Below are 16,283 nucleotides of genomic sequence, written 5' to 3'. Positions count from 1 at the left end.
TCGACGTTAACTATAAGTAAATAGGAACATAATTATGTCACAGACTGTACATTTCCAGGGTAACCCGGTCACCGTTGCCAACGTTATTCCGCAGGCTGGTAGCAAAGCACAGGCTTTTACTCTTGTCGCAAAAGATTTGTCTGACGTTTCCCTCAGCCAATATGCAGGCAAACGCAAAGTGCTGAATATTTTCCCAAGCATTGATACTGGCGTATGCGCCGCATCAGTTCGTAAGTTTAATCAACTGGCCACAGAAGTGGAGAATACCGTCGTATTGTGCGTTTCTGCTGACCTGCCTTTTGCACAGTCGCGTTTTTGCGGCGCGGAAGGCCTGAGCAACGTTATTACGCTTTCCACTCTGCGTAATAACGAGTTTCTGAAAAACTACGGCGTCGAAATCGTTGACGGCCCGCTGAAAGGTTTGGCGGCGCGCGCAGTCATCGTGCTTGACGAAAACGACAACGTTATTTTCAGCCAGTTGGTGGATGAAATCACCCACGAGCCGGATTACGACGCCGCGCTTAATGTCCTGAAGGCATAAGCCAGCGCCTGCTGGCGCTACGTTTGTCAGTGCTACAGGCGGTGCTCTTTTGTCACAAGAAGGCCTCTATCCGGAGGCCTTCTTTTTTTCTACTCTTCACCCTTCTTCTGGCTCAGACCATATTCACGCAGCTTATTGGCAATCGCGGTGTGCGATACCCCCAACCGTTTCGCCAGTTTACGCGTACTCGGATAGCTACGATAAAGCTGGGTCAGGACAGAACGTTCAAAACGACTGGTAATGTCATCCAGCGAACCTTCCATCGCATCCTCGCCGACTGCCACCGTCGCGGCATCGTAGTCAGGCAGCAGGATATCCTGCGGACGCAGCTCATACCCTTCCAGTTGCGTCAGCGCCCGGTATATCGCATTTTTAAGCTGGCGAACGTTACCCGGCCAGCCGTAACGAGTGAGGACCGTACTCAGATCGGCAGACAGTTTCGGTCGCGGAACGCCCTGTTCGTCGGCAAAACGCGCCACGAACAGTTCGGTCAACGGCATAATATCCTGCGGGCAATCGCGCAACGGCGGCAAATTAAGCGTCAGAACGTTAAGTCGATAATAGAGATCTTCGCGGAACAGTCCTTTTTGCACCAGCTCCACCAGATTTTTCTGCGTGGCGCAGATAACGCGGACATCAACATGAATTTCGTGATCTTCGCCGACGCGACGGAACGTACCATCATTGAGAAAACGTAGCAGCTTCGCCTGCATACGCGGTGACATTTCGCCAATTTCATCCAGCAGCACCGAACCGCCATTCGCCTGTTCAAAAAAGCCTTTTTTACCTTCCGGCGCATGGCCAAATAGTTCGCTTTCTACCGCATCTTCCGGGATTGAAGCGCAGTTGAGCGCCAGATACGGCTTCGCTGAACGAGGGCTTGCCTGGTGACAGGCATAGGCGAAAAGATCTTTGCCGGTTCCCGTATCGCCGGTAATCAGCAGCGGCGCGCTGAGCATCGCCAGTTTGCGCGCCTGCTCAACGACGTGCTTCATCTTTGCGCTCACGGCAATAATCTGACTAAACGCGCTCAGATCCTGCGTGGACAAATTCTGTAGCTGCTGCCCCATACGAATCGTGGAACGCAACATCACTACCGCCCCGGTCAACACGTATTCGTCATTTTCGTTTTGTAAATGTACCGGCGTAATCTCCATCAGGAAGTTTTGCCCGTTGATCACGACATGTTCGTTATGGGAGCTTTGCGGGTTACCGTCCAGCCAGCGCTGAAAATTGAAGCCGTTGATTAATTGTGCGGCGGTATGGTGCCGCATTCGCTCCTGGCTCTGGGCAAAAAGCTGACAACTCGCCGGGTTCGCCATCTCCACTTTACTCTTCATATCCAATGAGAGCACCGGCTCCGGCAACGCCTCAAGCAGCGCGCTCAGGGCCAGATGTTCACGTTCGGACGGCATCCAGGGAACGGTACGGACATCCGTTACGCCGGAAATACGGCGGATTTCGGCCATCAGGCTGCTGAAGTCGGTGAATTCCAGCTCAGCAAAATTAAGATAAATTCGCCCAATGGGATCAATCTCGATTCCGCGTAAATCAATGCTACGTAACACCAGTAAATCAAGTAATTCGCGGGTCAGACCAAGTCGGTCTTCACAAAAGACTTCCAGACGCATGGGAACCTTCACCTGAATAATGAACCATTAAATAGATGATAAGACACTATTCGGCTGGCAGGAAGGATTCTGTCAACAAATATTGACAGCATGACGGAAAAACGGGCGCTGCGGCGTAAAGCCAGGCAATCAGCGCCCTGTGGAAGGTCATTTCTCAGGCGACGACTTACTCTTTTGCAGCGTCTCTTTTAGCTGACCGATAAGCTGACGACGAAAATCACCGAGACGTGGTTTATCGTTATCGATCCACGGCAATGGTCGACATAGCTCCATCGCTTTTATTCCCAGTCGAGCGGTAAGGAGGCCTGCGCCAATCCCCTGCGCCGCGCGCGTGGACAGACGTGCGGCCAGATCCTGAGACATCCAGTCCATACCGACTTCACGCACCAGCTCACTGGCTCCCGCGAACGCGATATTCAGCAACACCAGACGGAACAGACGAAGGCGGCTGTAATAACCAAGTTCAATGCCATACAGCGTTGCGATGCGGTTAATCAGGCGTAAATTACGCCAGGCAATAAACGCCATATCCACCAACGCTAACGGGCTGACGGCGATCATCAGAGTCGATTCCGCGGCGAAACGGCTAATCTCACGTCGCGCCTGCGCGTCAAGTACCGGCTGTACCAGATGCGCATACAAACCGACGATTTCCCTGTCGTTTTGCGTTTCGTGAATAGCGGCATACCAACGTTGTAATGCCGGATGTGATTGATCAATCCCCGCCTGCTGCGCCAGTTTTTCGCAAAATACGCGACCTTTCCCGACGCTATGGCTATGTAACAGTTCACGCGCTTCATCGCGTTCATGCGCCCGCTGGCGCAAGCGCCATAACCGCCGCCACTCCGTGACCACCGATCCCACGCCAGCGCCAATGATCAGCGCGCCTGCGGCACAGCCGCCTAAAGCGACCCAGTCCTGAGTTTGCCAGGCATTCATTGTCCACTGTACGCCTTGCCCGACCACGCTCGCGCCAAACAGCGCCAGCCCTCCCATCACCATTTTACGCCACAGACTGCGTTTGGGGCGCAGCGCGGCATCGACCGCCGCTTCTGCCACGCCTTCGTCTTCCGGGCGCTCATCGATAGCTGCAGGCGCAAATGTACGCGACTCCGCTTCGCTGAAAGTTTGCTGCGCTTTGAAGGCCGACGTAGGTTCCTCCTTTAGCGGTTCTGCAAAATCAATACGCGGTTTTAACGGTTCGCTCATCGCAGCTTATCTCCTATTAAAAACTCCAGCGCAGCGTCCAGACGAATATGTGGTAACGGTTTATCAACATCCATCACCTGCGGACGAAAGGCTTCGAACTGAAAACCCTGACTATCCCAAAACGCTTGTCCCGGCAAACGCGAAGGCACTTCGCCGGGGTACACGGTTAACGGCGCGCCGTCACTCAAACGGTTTCCACGTAAAGCCGGGATTTTTTCACCGTTGACCTCAATCACGCCGCTGGTGGTCGCCTGTACCGACGCCAGCCCCAGGCAATCCATACTAATGCCTTCAAACGCGGCATTTTGCCAGGCATCCTGAATAAGCTGCTGGAGCAAGGCCACCATATTGGCATGTTGGTCGAGGGTGACATGGTCGGCTTTCGTCGCGGCGAACAGCAATTTATCAATCACCGGCGAAAACAAACGGCGAAACAGAGTCCGCTGGCCATAGTGAAAACTTTGCATCAACTGCGTTAAGGCGAGACGCATATCATTAAACGCCTGCGGCCCGCTATTAAGCGGTTGCAGACAGTCGACCAGTACAATCTGGCGATCAAAGCGTAGAAAATGATTTTTATAGAACCCTTTGACCACTTTTTCGCAATAGTAGTTAAAGCGTTCGCGCAGCATTCCAGCGTTGGTCTGTTTATCCGCCTGCGCCAGTTTTGACTCGCCGAAGGCGTCCACATCCGGCCACGGGAAAAACTGCAACGCTGGCGCGCCCGCCATATCGCCCGGCAAAACAAACCGTCCAGGCTGAATAAAGTGCAATCCCTGCGATTTACACTGATGCAAATAATCCGTCCAGGCGGCGGCAATCTCCGCCAGCCGGTTTTCATCGGCGGGCGCCAGCGGATCGAGCCCGTCGCAAAGTTGCCGCCATTTTGCGGCCCACTCAGCGCGTTGTCCTTGTAACAAGCCGTTCATCTGACGGGACCAGCTTAAATAATCCTGAGCCAGCATGGGCAGATCGAGTAACCATTCCCCTGGATAGTCCACAATCTCCAGATACAATGTCGAGGTATCTTTAAAATGGCGCAGCAGCGAGTCGTTTGAGCGATAGCGCAACGCCAGTCGAATCTCACTGACGCCGCGCGTCGGTGTGGGCCAGGCGGGAGGATTGCCATAAAGCTGAAGTATCCCCTCGTCGTAGGTAAAACGGGGAATACCAAAATCACGTTGAGGCACGCGCTTTACGCCAAGCAGGCGTTCTTCGCGTACCGCGCTGAGCAACGGTAAGCGCGCGCCCGCGTGGACATTAAGCAACTGGTTAACCATCGCCGTGATAAACGCTGTTTTACCGCTGCGGCTCAACCCGGTTACGGCAAGACGCAAATGCCTGTCTACCCCACGATTGACCAGCGCGTTGAGTTCAGTTTTAAGTCGCTTCATTGACATCCTGTTGAGCCTGAAGAGAAGAAAAAATAATAACGAGCCTGCGTTATAGATATGTGCAAAAACGTTATTATCAACTACCCGGAGAGATCAACAACGGCGCATTAAGCGCCGCGGTTAGTATGAGTATTGAGCAATAGATTATCTATTTTTTTACTTTCGGCATATCAAGACGACTGATGCCGCCCATATTCATCGCGTGCGTATACCCCATATCAAGCAACATTTGTTTTGCCATGCCCGACTGTCGCCCGGAGTTGCAATATAACTTTACCGTATCGTTCCTGTCTGGAACTACCGTTTCGATATGAGATTTAATCTCCTTCAATGGGATATTAATCGCGCCCTGAATATGCTCACGCTGATATTGTTCCGGAATGCGGACATCTATCCAGTATTCTGCGGCATAAAGCGGCATGGCTACGAATAACGCTAACGCAAATATTCCTTTTTTCAACATACTTCCGTCCTGACACGTAATGTATTTCGCACACACTATACGCCAGAGCTTAACGAAATATTATGACCAGACTCGCTATTTGTAACGCTGCGAAATTTTATTCGCCGCCTTACGAAGTACTGGCTCCAGCGCAAACGCCAGCAACATTTTTAGCGGACGACGGGCGACGGATTTTACCGCCCATCCCGCCACGCCGGCAGGCCCGTAGTGTAACGCGGTCAACAGAACCAGCTTACCTGCTATTTTGAAGCCAGGCTTCACCTTCTGCCCGGCGCGTTGCCAGCGAGTATTCATCTTCACCTTCCCGATATATCACTTACAGTTGACGGAAACGACTACGCAGTGTGAACGTATCTGACGTGACGTAGCGTTCCATTTCTCGCAAACGCTTTTCGCCTGCGGCAAGCTCTCTGTCTACGGTATCCAGCAGTTCGCCGCTGGTCGGCTGCGGTTTGCCTGCGGCCAGATTATCCGGCATAGGGTCCAGTACAAAAGACAGAACGATATAGGCCACTACGGTAAAAAACGCCAGCCCAAAGAAAATCGACAGCACGACCAGAATACGCACCAGTTTTACCGGTACATCAAGGTAGTCGGCGATCCCGGCGCAAACGCCACGCACCATGCCCTTTTGCGGCATACGCCATAGTTTTTTATTCAGATTGATTCCCCCCATTAGCGCTCTCTCCAGTTCGGATGCTCTGCATCAAGAATGTCTTCCAGCGCCTGAATGCGCTCGCGCATACGTTGCGCATCGTCTGTGAGTTGCAGTAAGCGTTGCTGCTCGCTTTGCGACAGTTCTCCCCGACCGGCGCGGTTGCTGTAATGCAGCCACAGCCAAATCGGTAACACAAACAACACAAAAATGGTTAACGGGATGGCCAGAAATAGCGCGCTCATGCGTTCTCCTTACACCTAAAGCTGATGAGCGACGGCGCGTACCGGCGCCGCCATTGTCATTATTGATTATCTTGCTTCATTTTGGCTTTCAACTGCGCCAGCTGCTCGCTGATTTCATCATCGGCTTTCAGGTTGGCAAACTGTTGGTCCAGCGATTGCTGCTTACCAAAACGATGGCTTTCCGCTTCCGCTTCCATTTGATCGATACGACGTTCAAAGGATTCAAACCGCGCCATGGCTTCATCCAGTTTGCCGCTGTCAAGCTGACGACGGACATCACGGGAAGAACTCGCCGCCTGATGACGCAGCATCAGCGCCTGCTGGCGAGCGCGTGTTTCGCTGAGTTTGTTTTCCAGCTCGCCAATCTCTTTCTTCATGCGCGCCAGCGTGTCATCCACCAGCGTGACTTCCTGTTCAAGCGTAGCAATTAAATCTGTCAGCTTTTGTTTTTCAATCAATGCGGCGCGCGCCAGATCGTCTTTATCTTTGCGCAGAGCCAGTTCCGCTTTTTCTTGCCACTCGGTCTGCTGAGTCGTGGCCTGTTCAATACGACGGGATAACTGTTTCTTTTCCGCTAAAGCACGCGCGGAGTTCGAGCGAACCTCCACCAGCGTATCTTCCATCTCCTGAATCATCAGGCGCACCAGCTTCTGCGGATCTTCCGCTTTTTCCAACAACGCATTGATATTGGCGTTCACGATGTCGGCAAAACGAGAAAAAATACCCATAATTCAATCCTCACATAATGTTCTGATAACGGGCGATGCCCTGCAACATGATTAATACAATTTGCGTGCCAACTTTTCATATCACTGATAATAAAGAAATTGTTTCGTTTTACCTCGCCAGCAAAAAAGGATAAAGTGGTGAAAAACACTAACAAGTGGCGATTTTCATCATGGCTGAATTTAAAGATAACCTGCTCGGCGAGGCAAACCGTTTTCTTGAAGTACTGGAACAAGTCTCCCGGCTCGCGCCGCTGGATAAGCCAGTGCTGATTATTGGCGAACGCGGGACGGGTAAAGAACTTATCGCCAATCGCCTGCACTATCTCTCTTCACGCTGGCAGGGGCCGCTTATCTCGCTTAACTGCGCGGCGCTTAACGAAAATCTGCTGGACTCCGAACTGTTTGGTCATGAAGCGGGTGCTTTTACCGGGGCGCAAAAACGCCATCCCGGTCGCTTTGAACGCGCCGATGGCGGCACGCTGTTTTTGGATGAACTGGCGACAGCGCCGATGCTGGTACAGGAAAAGCTGCTGCGGGTGATTGAATATGGCGAGCTAGAGCGCGTCGGCGGCAGCCAGCCGTTACAGGTTAATGTGCGATTAGTATGCGCCACTAATGCCGATTTACCCGCCATGGTGAAGGAAGGGACATTTCGTGCCGATCTGCTCGACAGGCTGGCTTTTGATGTTGTACAACTGCCGCCGCTGCGCGAACGCCAGAGCGATATCATGCTGATGGCCGAGCATTTTGCTATTCAGATGTGTCGTGAGCTACGTCTGCCCTTATTTCCCGGTTTTACCGATCGGGCAAAAGAAACGTTGTTGCATTACGCCTGGCCGGGTAATGTCCGCGAGCTGAAAAACGTAGTCGAACGTTCAGTGTATCGCCACGGCAGCAGTGAACATCCTTTGGATGAAATTGTTATCGATCCTTTTCAACGCCATCCCGCTGAACCGCCCGCGCCCGCCCTGCCAGCGGCATCCGTCACGCCTGACCTGCCGCTCAAATTACGTGAGTTTCAACTGCAACAGGAAAAAGCGCTGCTGCAACGTAGCTTACAGCAGGCGAAATTTAACCAGAAACGAGCCGCCGATTTGCTGGCGCTCACCTACCACCAGTTTCGCGCCTTGCTTAAAAAGCATCAGCTTTAGCTATTTCTCCGACTAATTGACGACATTTACGCCAGTTATCCACCGACATTTTTACGTGGCGGGCCGAAGTGCGATACACTTTGCAAATTGAACTTCAAAAACTTAACTATTATGCGCCTGGTTTTATCGTCTCTGATCGTGATAGCGGGTCTACTGAGTAGTCAGGCTACGGCTGCGACTACGCCCGAACAAACTGCGAGTGCAGATATTCGCGATAGCGGCTTTGTGTATTGTGTCAGCGGGCAGGTCAACACCTTTAATCCGCAAAAAGCGAGCAGCGGCCTCATCGTCGATACCCTGGCCGCCCAGTTATATGATCGCCTGTTGGATGTCGATCCCTATACTTATCGTTTAGTCCCAGAGCTGGCAGAAAGCTGGGAAGTGCTGGATAACGGGGCAACGTACCGTTTTCACCTGCGCCGCGACGTTTCCTTTCAAAAAACAGCCTGGTTTACGCCGACCCGAAAACTCAATGCTGATGATGTCGTCTTTACCTTTCAGCGGATTTTCGATCGTCGGCATCCGTGGCATAACATCAACGGCAGTAGCTTCCCCTACTTTGATAGCCTACAGTTCGCCGACAATGTAAAAAGCGTGCATAAGCTGGACAATAACACCGTTGAGTTTCGCCTGACGCAGCCAGACGCCTCCTTTTTATGGCATCTGGCCACACACTACGCTTCCGTCATGTCCGCTGAGTACGCCGCGCAGCTTAGCCGAAAAGATCGTCAGGAACTGCTAGACCGCCAACCGGTCGGCACCGGGCCTTTCCAGCTTTCGGAGTACCGTGCCGGGCAGTTTATTCGTCTCCAGCGCCACGATGGGTTTTGGCGCGGCAAACCGCTGATGCCGCAAGTGGTGGTGGATTTAGGCTCCGGCGGTACCGGGCGTTTATCGAAATTACTGACCGGTGAATGCGATGTTCTGGCCTGGCCCGCCGCCAGCCAGCTAACTATTTTACGCGACGATCCGCGTTTACGTCTGACGTTGCGCCCGGGGATGAATATCGCCTATCTGGCCTTTAACACCGATAAGCCGCCGTTGAATAATCCCGCAGTGCGCCATGCGCTGGCCTTATCGATCAACAACCAGCGTCTGATGCAGTCGATTTATTACGGCACGGCGGAAACCGCAGCCTCCATTTTACCGAGAGCCTCATGGGCTTACGATAACGATGCCAAAATTACGGAGTACAATCCGCAAAAATCGCGCGAACAGCTAAAAGCGCTGGGCATTGAGAATCTTACGCTGCATCTCTGGGTGCCGACCAGTTCTCAGGCCTGGAACCCAAGTCCGCTAAAAACGGCGGAGCTTATTCAGGCGGATATGGCGCAGGTTGGCGTAAAAGTGGTCATTGTGCCGGTTGAAGGTCGTTTTCAGGAGGCGCGCCTGATGGATATGAATCACGATCTGACCTTATCCGGCTGGGCCACGGACAGCAACGATCCGGATAGCTTTTTCAGACCACTGTTAAGCTGTGCGGCCATCAATTCGCAAACCAATTTCGCCCACTGGTGTAACCCTGAATTTGACAGCGTGCTACGTAAGGCACTGTCGTCGCAGCAGTTGGCTTCGCGCATAGAAGCGTATGAGGAAGCGCAGAATATCCTGGAGAAAGAGCTGCCGATACTGCCGCTGGCATCATCACTACGCCTGCAGGCATACCGCTACGATATTAAAGGGCTGGTGTTAAGCCCGTTCGGCAATGCGTCTTTTGCCGGCGTCTCCCGCGAAAAACACGAAGAGGTGAAAAAACCATGATTATCTTCACCCTGCGTCGGTTATTGCTGTTGCTGGTGACGCTCTTCTTCCTGACCTTTATCGGCTTTAGCCTGAGCTATTTTACGCCGCACGCGCCGCTACAAGGCGCATCATTATGGAATGCCTGGGTTTTCTGGTTCAACGGTCTGCTGCACTGGGACTTTGGCGTGTCCAGCATTAACGGCCAGCTGATCTCCGAACAGCTTAAAGAGGTGTTTCCCGCCACGATGGAGCTGTGCATTCTCGCCTTTGGTTTTGCGCTGATGGTCGGCATCCCGGTCGGGATGCTGGCTGGCGTGACGCGTAGCAAATGGCCGGATCGTTTTATCAGCGCGCTGGCGCTATTAGGTTTCTCAATTCCGGTTTTCTGGCTGGCGCTTCTGCTCACACTGTTCTTTTCGCTCACGCTGGGGTGGCTGCCGGTATCCGGGCGCTTTGACCTGCTTTATGAAGTTAAACCGGTTACCGGTTTCGCCATCATTGACGCCTGGATTTCAGATTCGCCGTGGCGTGATGAAATGGTGATGAGCGCCATACGGCATATGGTTTTACCGGTGCTCACGCTTTCCGTCGCGCCGACCACAGAAGTGATCCGCCTGATGCGAATCAGCACTATTGAGGTCTACGATCAGAACTACGTTAAAGCGGCGGCCACGCGCGGCTTGTCGCGCTTTACGATTTTACGCCGTCACGTGTTGCATAATGCGCTGCCGCCGGTCATTCCCCGTCTTGGTCTGCAATTTTCAACCATGTTAACGCTGGCGATGATTACCGAAATGGTTTTCAGCTGGCCAGGGCTGGGACGATGGTTAATTCACGCCATTCGTCAGCAGGACTATGCCGCTATTTCCGCTGGCGTGATGGTCATTGGCTCGCTAGTTATTGTGGTCAATGTGATTTCCGATATTTTGGGTGCTATGGCTAACCCTCTGAAACATAAGGAATGGTATGCCTTACGATAGCGTATACAGCGAAAAGCGCCCGCCAGGCACCCTGCGCACTGCCTGGCGCAAATTTTATAGCGACGCGCCTGCGATGGTGGGTCTGTATGGATGTGCCGGTCTGGCGTTGCTGTGTATTTTTGGCGGCTGGATCGCGCCCTATGGTATCGATCAGCAATTTCTGGGCTATCAGCTACTGCCGCCCTCCTGGTCACGCTATGGCGAAGTCTCCTTTTTTCTGGGGACTGACGATCTGGGGCGCGATGTGCTGAGCCGCCTGTTAAGCGGCGCGGCGCCCACGGTCGGCGGCGCGTTTATCGTAACGCTGGCGGCTACGCTATGTGGATTAGTCCTCGGCGTAGTGGCAGGCGCGACTCACGGTTTACGCTCTGCCGTGCTGAACCATATTCTGGACACGCTGCTTTCCATCCCTTCGCTCTTGCTGGCGATTATCGTCGTGGCATTTGCCGGCCCACATCTGTCACACGCGATGTTTGCCGTCTGGCTGGCCCTGTTGCCGCGAATGGTACGTTCCGTCTATAGCATGGTGCATGATGAACTGGAAAAAGAGTACGTCATTGCCGCCCGTCTGGATGGCGCGACAACGCTGAATATTCTGTGGTTCGCCATTTTACCGAATATTACCGCCGGTCTGGTCACCGAAATTACCCGGGCGCTGTCGATGGCGATTCTGGACATCGCCGCGCTGGGATTTTTAGATCTTGGCGCGCAGCTTCCCTCTCCCGAATGGGGGGCCATGTTGGGGGATGCGCTGGAGCTAATCTATGTCGCGCCGTGGACCGTTATGCTACCCGGCGCGGCGATAACGCTCAGTGTTTTACTGGTAAACCTGCTCGGAGATGGGATTCGTCGTGCGATTATTGCGGGGGTGGAATAATGCCGTTACTGGATATCCGCAATCTCACCATTGAATTTAAAACCAGCGAAGGTTGGGTAAAAGCGGTCGATCGCGTCAGTATGACATTAAGCGAAGGCGAAATTCGCGGCCTGGTAGGTGAATCGGGTTCCGGAAAAAGCTTGATTGCTAAAGCTATTTGCGGCGTCGCGAAAGACAACTGGCGAGTCACTGCCGACCGTATGCGTTTTGATGATATCGATCTGCTGCGCCTCTCCTCTCGTGAACGGCGTAAGCTGGTCGGACATAATGTGTCGATGATCTTCCAGGAGCCGCAGTCGTGCCTTGATCCTTCCGAACGCGTCGGCCGCCAGTTAATGCAAAATATTCCCGCCTGGACCTATAAAGGCCGCTGGTGGCAGCGTTTAGGCTGGCGTAAACGGCGTGCAATTGAATTACTGCACCGGGTGGGAATTAAAGATCATAAAGACGCGATGCGCAGTTTTCCCTATGAACTGACCGATGGCGAGTGTCAGAAAGTCATGATCGCTATCGCGCTGGCGAATCAACCGCGACTCCTGATCGCTGATGAACCCACCAACTCAATGGAACCGACGACGCAGGCGCAAATTTTTCGCCTGTTGACCCGACTGAATCAAAACAGTAATACCACCATTCTGTTGATTAGCCACGACCTGCAAATGTTGAGTCAGTGGGCTGACAAAATCAACGTTTTATACTGCGGCCAGACGGTAGAAACCGCGCCAAGTAAAGATCTGGTGACGACGCCACATCATCCTTATACGCAGGCGCTTATCCGCGCGATTCCGGATTTTGGCAGCGCGATGCCGCATAAAAGCCGTCTCAATACGCTGCCGGGCGCGATCCCGCTACTGGAGCAGTTACCTATAGGTTGTCGTCTGGGGCCGCGCTGCCCTTATGCGCAACGAGAATGCATTATCACGCCACGCTTAACCGGCGCGAAAAATCATCTCTATGCCTGTCATTTTCCGCTGAATATGGAGAGAGAGTGATATGGTGGAAACTCTGCTTGAAGTGCGCAACCTGAGTAAAACCTTTCGCTACCGGACAGGATGGTTTCGCCGCCAGACCGTCGACGCCGTGAAACCATTAAGCTTTACGCTTCGTGAGCGTCAGACTCTGGCCATTATCGGCGAAAACGGTTCCGGCAAATCCACGCTGGCAAAGATGCTGGCCGGCATGATTGAACCCACCAGCGGCGAGCTTCTCATTGACGATCATCCCCTGCATTACGGCGACTATTCGTTTCGAAGCCAACGTATTCGAATGATTTTTCAGGACCCCTCAACGTCACTGAATCCACGTCAACGTATTTCGCAGATCCTTGACTTCCCCCTGCGCCTTAATACCGATCTGGAGCCGGAACAGCGGCGCAAACAGATTGTCGAGACGATGCGTATGGTGGGTCTATTGCCCGATCACGTGAGCTACTACCCGCATATGCTGGCGCCGGGGCAGAAACAGCGTCTGGGCCTGGCCCGCGCGCTGATTTTACGCCCTAAAGTCATTATCGCGGACGAAGCGCTGGCTTCGCTTGATATGTCCATGCGCTCGCAGCTCATCAATCTGATGCTTGAATTGCAGGAAAAGCAAGGCATCTCCTATATCTATGTCACGCAGCATATCGGCATGATGAAGCATATTAGCGATCAGGTATTAGTGATGCATCAGGGGGAAGTGGTTGAACGCGGCAGCACCGCCGATGTGCTCGCCTCTCCGCTACATGAGCTTACCCGCCGTTTAATCGCAGGCCATTTTGGCGAGGCGCTGACCGCTGACGCATGGCGAAAGGATCGCTAAGCGAAACAAATACCCTCAGTTCGATTCTCTGAGGGTGTTCATGCGACTGCCCAACAGCAATGTTTCAACCTCTTCTAACGCAACGGAAGGAAATAACGTGCCCTGGGTTGCCCAAATGCCTGCCGTTTTTAACGCCGGCAAATAGCGTGTGTTTTCCTGGCCACCCACCACGATCTTGTCACAATAACGCCGGATATGTTTGACGAGCAGCGGAAACGTCATTTTTTCAATTTGTGAGATAAAAAAGCTGCGATCAAGTTTTACGCCGCTAAAACACCCGCAAACTAATGGCGCAGCGGTTGCGTTCCCTACGCCCAGGTCGCCCAGCCATAATGGATTAGGTTGCTTATGAAGCGCGTGTATTAAAGGATCGATTAAGGCGTTATCTTGACATGAAAAATGTTCAGCGACCTGCAGCTCCACAAATAGCATGGCGTGTAGTAACGCGCGAATATCTTTGTCCTGAAGGACAAGCTGCGCCATACCCCGATCGATATTTACGATACAGAACAGGCCGTGGCGTAGAAACCAGCCATGTTTGGCCGCGATTGTCCGCAACAGATCAAGCAGAAAACGGCGCTTCTGCGAATTGTCCCATGACGAGATAACAAACTCAGGGTGTAGCGGACGAGCGGGCGACGATGCAAAATGGGTAGTGATTTCGACACCCAGTAAATCCCCCTCCATTGCCCTTATCGGCTCTGCCATAAAAAAATAGCGCATGTGACCACTCCACTTGATCTTAACTCCCTGATAATGCGCTTTTAACGCAAATCAATCAATAAAAACGATCAATATATAAAAAATGATCGAAAAAAACAATATATGTTAACTTCATGATAACTTGCTAATTTTATGTTTTGAGAATGTTCTTCTATTGCTATAAGGAAATTTACATACTAAGCCGAACAACGCTAATATGACGGCATTAGACCATCCGTAAAGCCATGTTTTTCTTGTCAGGCAGAGGGGAAAAATCAAGGCGAGTTAATGGTGTTGCACCATCGCGTGGCATTTCACCCACTATGGCAGCGCGGCATCGCCAACCCTAATGGCGAGTTGCATCTCCGCTACAGGCTGTCCAGATCCCCCGAACGACCTTTAAGCGAATAGCAACTCTCAATAATTGATCGGCAAATCTGTAGCGAATGAGCCCCCGGCGATTCGCAGAAAAGAACTGAACTAAATGCTATTTTTTTAATTCATTCTTTAATACCTTAGCCACAAGAGTCCCTTCCTCAGGCGCGGCTAGTTTAAAACGTCTTCCTGGCGCAGGTGTCTGTTCTTCCTCTCCGATTAACGCATCAAGATCCGCAATAAGTGACTTATAATATTCAACATCTTCAGTATTTCCTTCGGTCTCGGCCCGCTTTAATTTTATCAGGTGATGGGCCTTAATTTGCTCTTCCAGTTGCCTTGTTGCAAGAGAAACGCTTCGCTGTTGCCGGGATTCTTGTGACAGCACGATTTGATCGCCATCCACAAAGAAAAGAACCCCTCCTTTAACCAGAATATTACCTAAGATATTTATATCATGCATAAAAACCCCCCGGGATTTAAGAAGCTCCTCCGCCATTCGATAGTTGTCTTCATCTTCAATATCGAACTCCCGACCTTGAATATATTTTGAAACTAAAACCGTAACGTCTTTACCATTAATATTCATGGAGGCCGAACGAGAAAAATCCTTGTCGCCATTGGCCATGTTCAAATACTTACTGACACGATCAGGATGACAATTACGATGTTCCGGAGAGTTAACATCCACTTTTATTCCCCGCTCATTAATTGGAATTTTAACAACAAAGTCTTCATGTAACCGATAGACTGTCCCATAACTTCCGCTACCTATTTTATTTTTTTCAATATCACGCATGCGAATATTTTTCTGAAACTCCGGCGAGTTAATAAACGCCTCTATTGCCGCTGGTTGTGATGCATCCGTCTGATCAGTAGCGCAACTCTCATCACCAGACGCCGTGGCGGGCGTGGTCAGGAAGTCTATCAAACGATGCTCAAAAGCCTCATAGATCCCATTACTACCTGCTTCGCTCGGCGTCAGGTGATTATTACCCAAAGCGGCAAGCGTAATTTCCCCGGAATTATAATTAAACATCGTTTCTTTTAAAAAATCGACGCAATGTTCAGAACACTCCGTCTCGGTCACTAATACTCCATCGTAAAACATCTGTAGTAGTAACATATTTTCTTGATGTGCTAATACCTCTACAGTGTATTTGTCTATTGTTTCAGGTCTGGAGGCATCAATAAGTTTAATATATCCCAGAAGGGGGCGCCATCGTGTACAGTCTTCATCTCGCCTCGAAAATGGTCGTAGCGAGAAAGGCTTCGTAATATCTGGACGCTCGTTTTTTTGGCACAGTAGATTATATATCTCTCTATAATCAGAAATTAAACTTCGACTGGTAAATATATTTCTGAAAAAATCTATGAATTTCTCATACGTTGAAAAAACATGCTCTCTTTTATTATCGATGATATCTCTTAAATACTTTTCTGATATCTGACAACTATGATTTCCGATATGAAATGTAAACGGCATATGTCTCATCCTCTGAAAATTTATTATAATACACATGCAAACATATAAAAACCTGATTTGTAACTACTGTAATCACCTGATTTCCAAAATTTTTCATATCCAGTATTACTCTGCATCAATAAATAGAGAAAACTTACAGCGCCTAAAAAAGAAATTATTTTTGTTAAGCATTTGCTGGTTAAAATTACATGTCTATACCCAAAATAATTCGAGTTGCTTACAGGCGGCAAGGGAGTGAGTCCCCAGGAGCATAGATAACTATGTGACTGGGGTGAGCGAGTGTAGCCAACACATAAGCAACTT

General features: G+C 51.2%; 18 protein-coding genes. 8 read left to right on the top strand and 10 right to left on the bottom strand.

All coding sequences use genetic code 11. From position 1 onward, the window contains the following. The first annotated feature begins 34 nt into the window (after nt 1-34). Nucleotides 35-541 carry a thiol peroxidase gene (gene tpx, locus ABVN36_RS21080; RefSeq protein ID WP_000084401.1) on the top strand — a complete coding sequence of 169 codons (507 nt, stop codon included), beginning with the start codon at nt 35-37 and terminating at the stop codon, nt 539-541. Nucleotides 542-630: 89 nt separating this feature from the next. Here the strand turns inward: tpx and tyrR are convergent, their stop codons facing one another. From tyrR to pspA, 8 genes are all read right to left on the bottom strand, one after another. Beyond that, the gene (tyrR, locus tag ABVN36_RS21075; RefSeq protein ID WP_001235493.1) at nt 631-2,172 is read right to left on the bottom strand and encodes a transcriptional regulator TyrR; all 1,542 of its coding nucleotides are present in this window, start codon (nt 2,170-2,172) and stop codon (nt 631-633) included. Between the two features lie 147 nt (nt 2,173-2,319). Beyond that, entirely contained in the window at nt 2,320-3,381 is a 1,062-nt protein-coding gene (locus ABVN36_RS21070) for a YcjF family protein (RefSeq protein WP_023138304.1), read from the bottom strand. Then, a complete protein-coding gene (locus ABVN36_RS21065) occupies nt 3,378-4,775 on the bottom strand; it encodes a YcjX family protein (protein WP_000825860.1) in 1,398 nt (465 codons plus the stop codon). Before ABVN36_RS21065 ends, ABVN36_RS21070 begins: the two co-directional genes overlap by 4 nt. Nucleotides 4,776-4,923: 148 nt before the next feature. Then, on the bottom strand, nt 4,924-5,238 hold the full coding sequence (pspE, locus tag ABVN36_RS21060; protein ID WP_000913432.1) for a thiosulfate sulfurtransferase PspE: 315 nt from the start codon (nt 5,236-5,238) through the stop codon (nt 4,924-4,926). Nucleotides 5,239-5,313: 75 nt separating this feature from the next. Further along, nucleotides 5,314-5,532 (bottom strand): phage shock protein PspD, encoded by a 219-nt coding sequence (gene pspD, locus ABVN36_RS21055; protein ID WP_023138305.1) that lies wholly within the window; start codon nt 5,530-5,532, stop codon nt 5,314-5,316. 22 nt (nt 5,533-5,554) lie between these two features. Beyond that, nucleotides 5,555-5,914 carry an envelope stress response membrane protein PspC gene (gene pspC, locus ABVN36_RS21050; protein ID WP_000508938.1) on the bottom strand — a complete coding sequence of 120 codons (360 nt, stop codon included), beginning with the start codon at nt 5,912-5,914 and terminating at the stop codon, nt 5,555-5,557. Further along, nucleotides 5,914-6,138, bottom strand: a complete 225-nt coding sequence (gene pspB, locus ABVN36_RS21045; RefSeq protein WP_001274953.1) for an envelope stress response membrane protein PspB — start codon at nt 6,136-6,138, stop codon at nt 5,914-5,916. The genes pspC and pspB overlap by 1 nt, the downstream gene beginning before the upstream one ends. A 59-nt stretch (nt 6,139-6,197) precedes the next feature. Further along, nucleotides 6,198-6,866, bottom strand: coding sequence for a phage shock protein PspA (pspA, locus tag ABVN36_RS21040; RefSeq protein WP_000511006.1), 669 nt, complete (start codon nt 6,864-6,866; stop codon nt 6,198-6,200). Between the two features lie 170 nt (nt 6,867-7,036). Here pspA and pspF point away from each other — a divergent pair, with 170 nt between their 5' ends. The 6 genes from pspF to sapF all read left to right on the top strand — a co-directional run bounded on the left by pspF (nt 7,037) and on the right by sapF (nt 13,417). Beyond that, nucleotides 7,037-8,017, top strand: a complete 981-nt coding sequence (gene pspF, locus ABVN36_RS21035) for a phage shock protein operon transcriptional activator (protein WP_000807306.1) — start codon at nt 7,037-7,039, stop codon at nt 8,015-8,017. Nucleotides 8,018-8,128: 111 nt separating this feature from the next. Beyond that, the gene (gene sapA / locus ABVN36_RS21030) at nt 8,129-9,778 is read left to right on the top strand and encodes a peptide ABC transporter substrate-binding protein SapA (RefSeq protein ID WP_023138306.1); all 1,650 of its coding nucleotides are present in this window, start codon (nt 8,129-8,131) and stop codon (nt 9,776-9,778) included. Continuing rightward, complete coding sequence (gene sapB / locus ABVN36_RS21025) at nt 9,775-10,740, top strand: peptide ABC transporter permease SapB (RefSeq protein ID WP_000583298.1); 966 nt, start codon at nt 9,775-9,777, stop codon at nt 10,738-10,740. Before sapA ends, sapB begins: the two co-directional genes overlap by 4 nt. Further along, on the top strand, nt 10,727-11,617 hold the full coding sequence (gene sapC, locus ABVN36_RS21020) for a peptide ABC transporter permease SapC (RefSeq protein WP_001146150.1): 891 nt from the start codon (nt 10,727-10,729) through the stop codon (nt 11,615-11,617). Before sapB ends, sapC begins: the two co-directional genes overlap by 14 nt. Then, nucleotides 11,617-12,609, top strand: coding sequence for a peptide ABC transporter ATP-binding protein SapD (gene sapD, locus ABVN36_RS21015; protein WP_001128869.1), 993 nt, complete (start codon nt 11,617-11,619; stop codon nt 12,607-12,609). The genes sapC and sapD overlap by 1 nt, the downstream gene beginning before the upstream one ends. A 1-nt stretch (nt 12,610) precedes the next feature. Further along, complete coding sequence (gene sapF, locus ABVN36_RS21010) at nt 12,611-13,417, top strand: peptide ABC transporter ATP-binding protein SapF (RefSeq protein WP_000230462.1); 807 nt, start codon at nt 12,611-12,613, stop codon at nt 13,415-13,417. A gap of 15 nt (nt 13,418-13,432) precedes the next feature. On the opposite strand, the gene ABVN36_RS21005 is transcribed toward sapF, so the two are convergent. After that, nucleotides 13,433-14,140 carry an EAL domain-containing protein gene (locus tag ABVN36_RS21005; RefSeq protein WP_023138307.1) on the bottom strand — a complete coding sequence of 236 codons (708 nt, stop codon included), beginning with the start codon at nt 14,138-14,140 and terminating at the stop codon, nt 13,433-13,435. A 466-nt stretch (nt 14,141-14,606) separates the two neighbouring features. Continuing rightward, nucleotides 14,607-15,980, bottom strand: a complete 1,374-nt coding sequence (gene steC, locus ABVN36_RS21000) for an SPI-2 type III secretion system effector kinase SteC (protein ID WP_023138308.1) — start codon at nt 15,978-15,980, stop codon at nt 14,607-14,609. 34 nt (nt 15,981-16,014) lie between these two features. Between steC and ABVN36_RS20995 the strand changes: the two genes are divergently transcribed. Then, on the top strand, nt 16,015-16,218 hold the full coding sequence (locus ABVN36_RS20995; protein ID WP_001518100.1) for a hypothetical protein: 204 nt from the start codon (nt 16,015-16,017) through the stop codon (nt 16,216-16,218). Nucleotides 16,219-16,283: the final 65 nt, after the last annotated feature.

Origin of the sequence: Salmonella sp. SJTUF15581 (assembly GCF_043356775.1) — a bacterium.
Lineage (GTDB): Bacteria > Pseudomonadota > Gammaproteobacteria > Enterobacterales > Enterobacteriaceae > Salmonella > Salmonella enterica.
The sequence above is the reverse complement of the archived record's forward strand: the minus strand, read 5'-3'. Positions and strand labels throughout refer to the sequence as shown.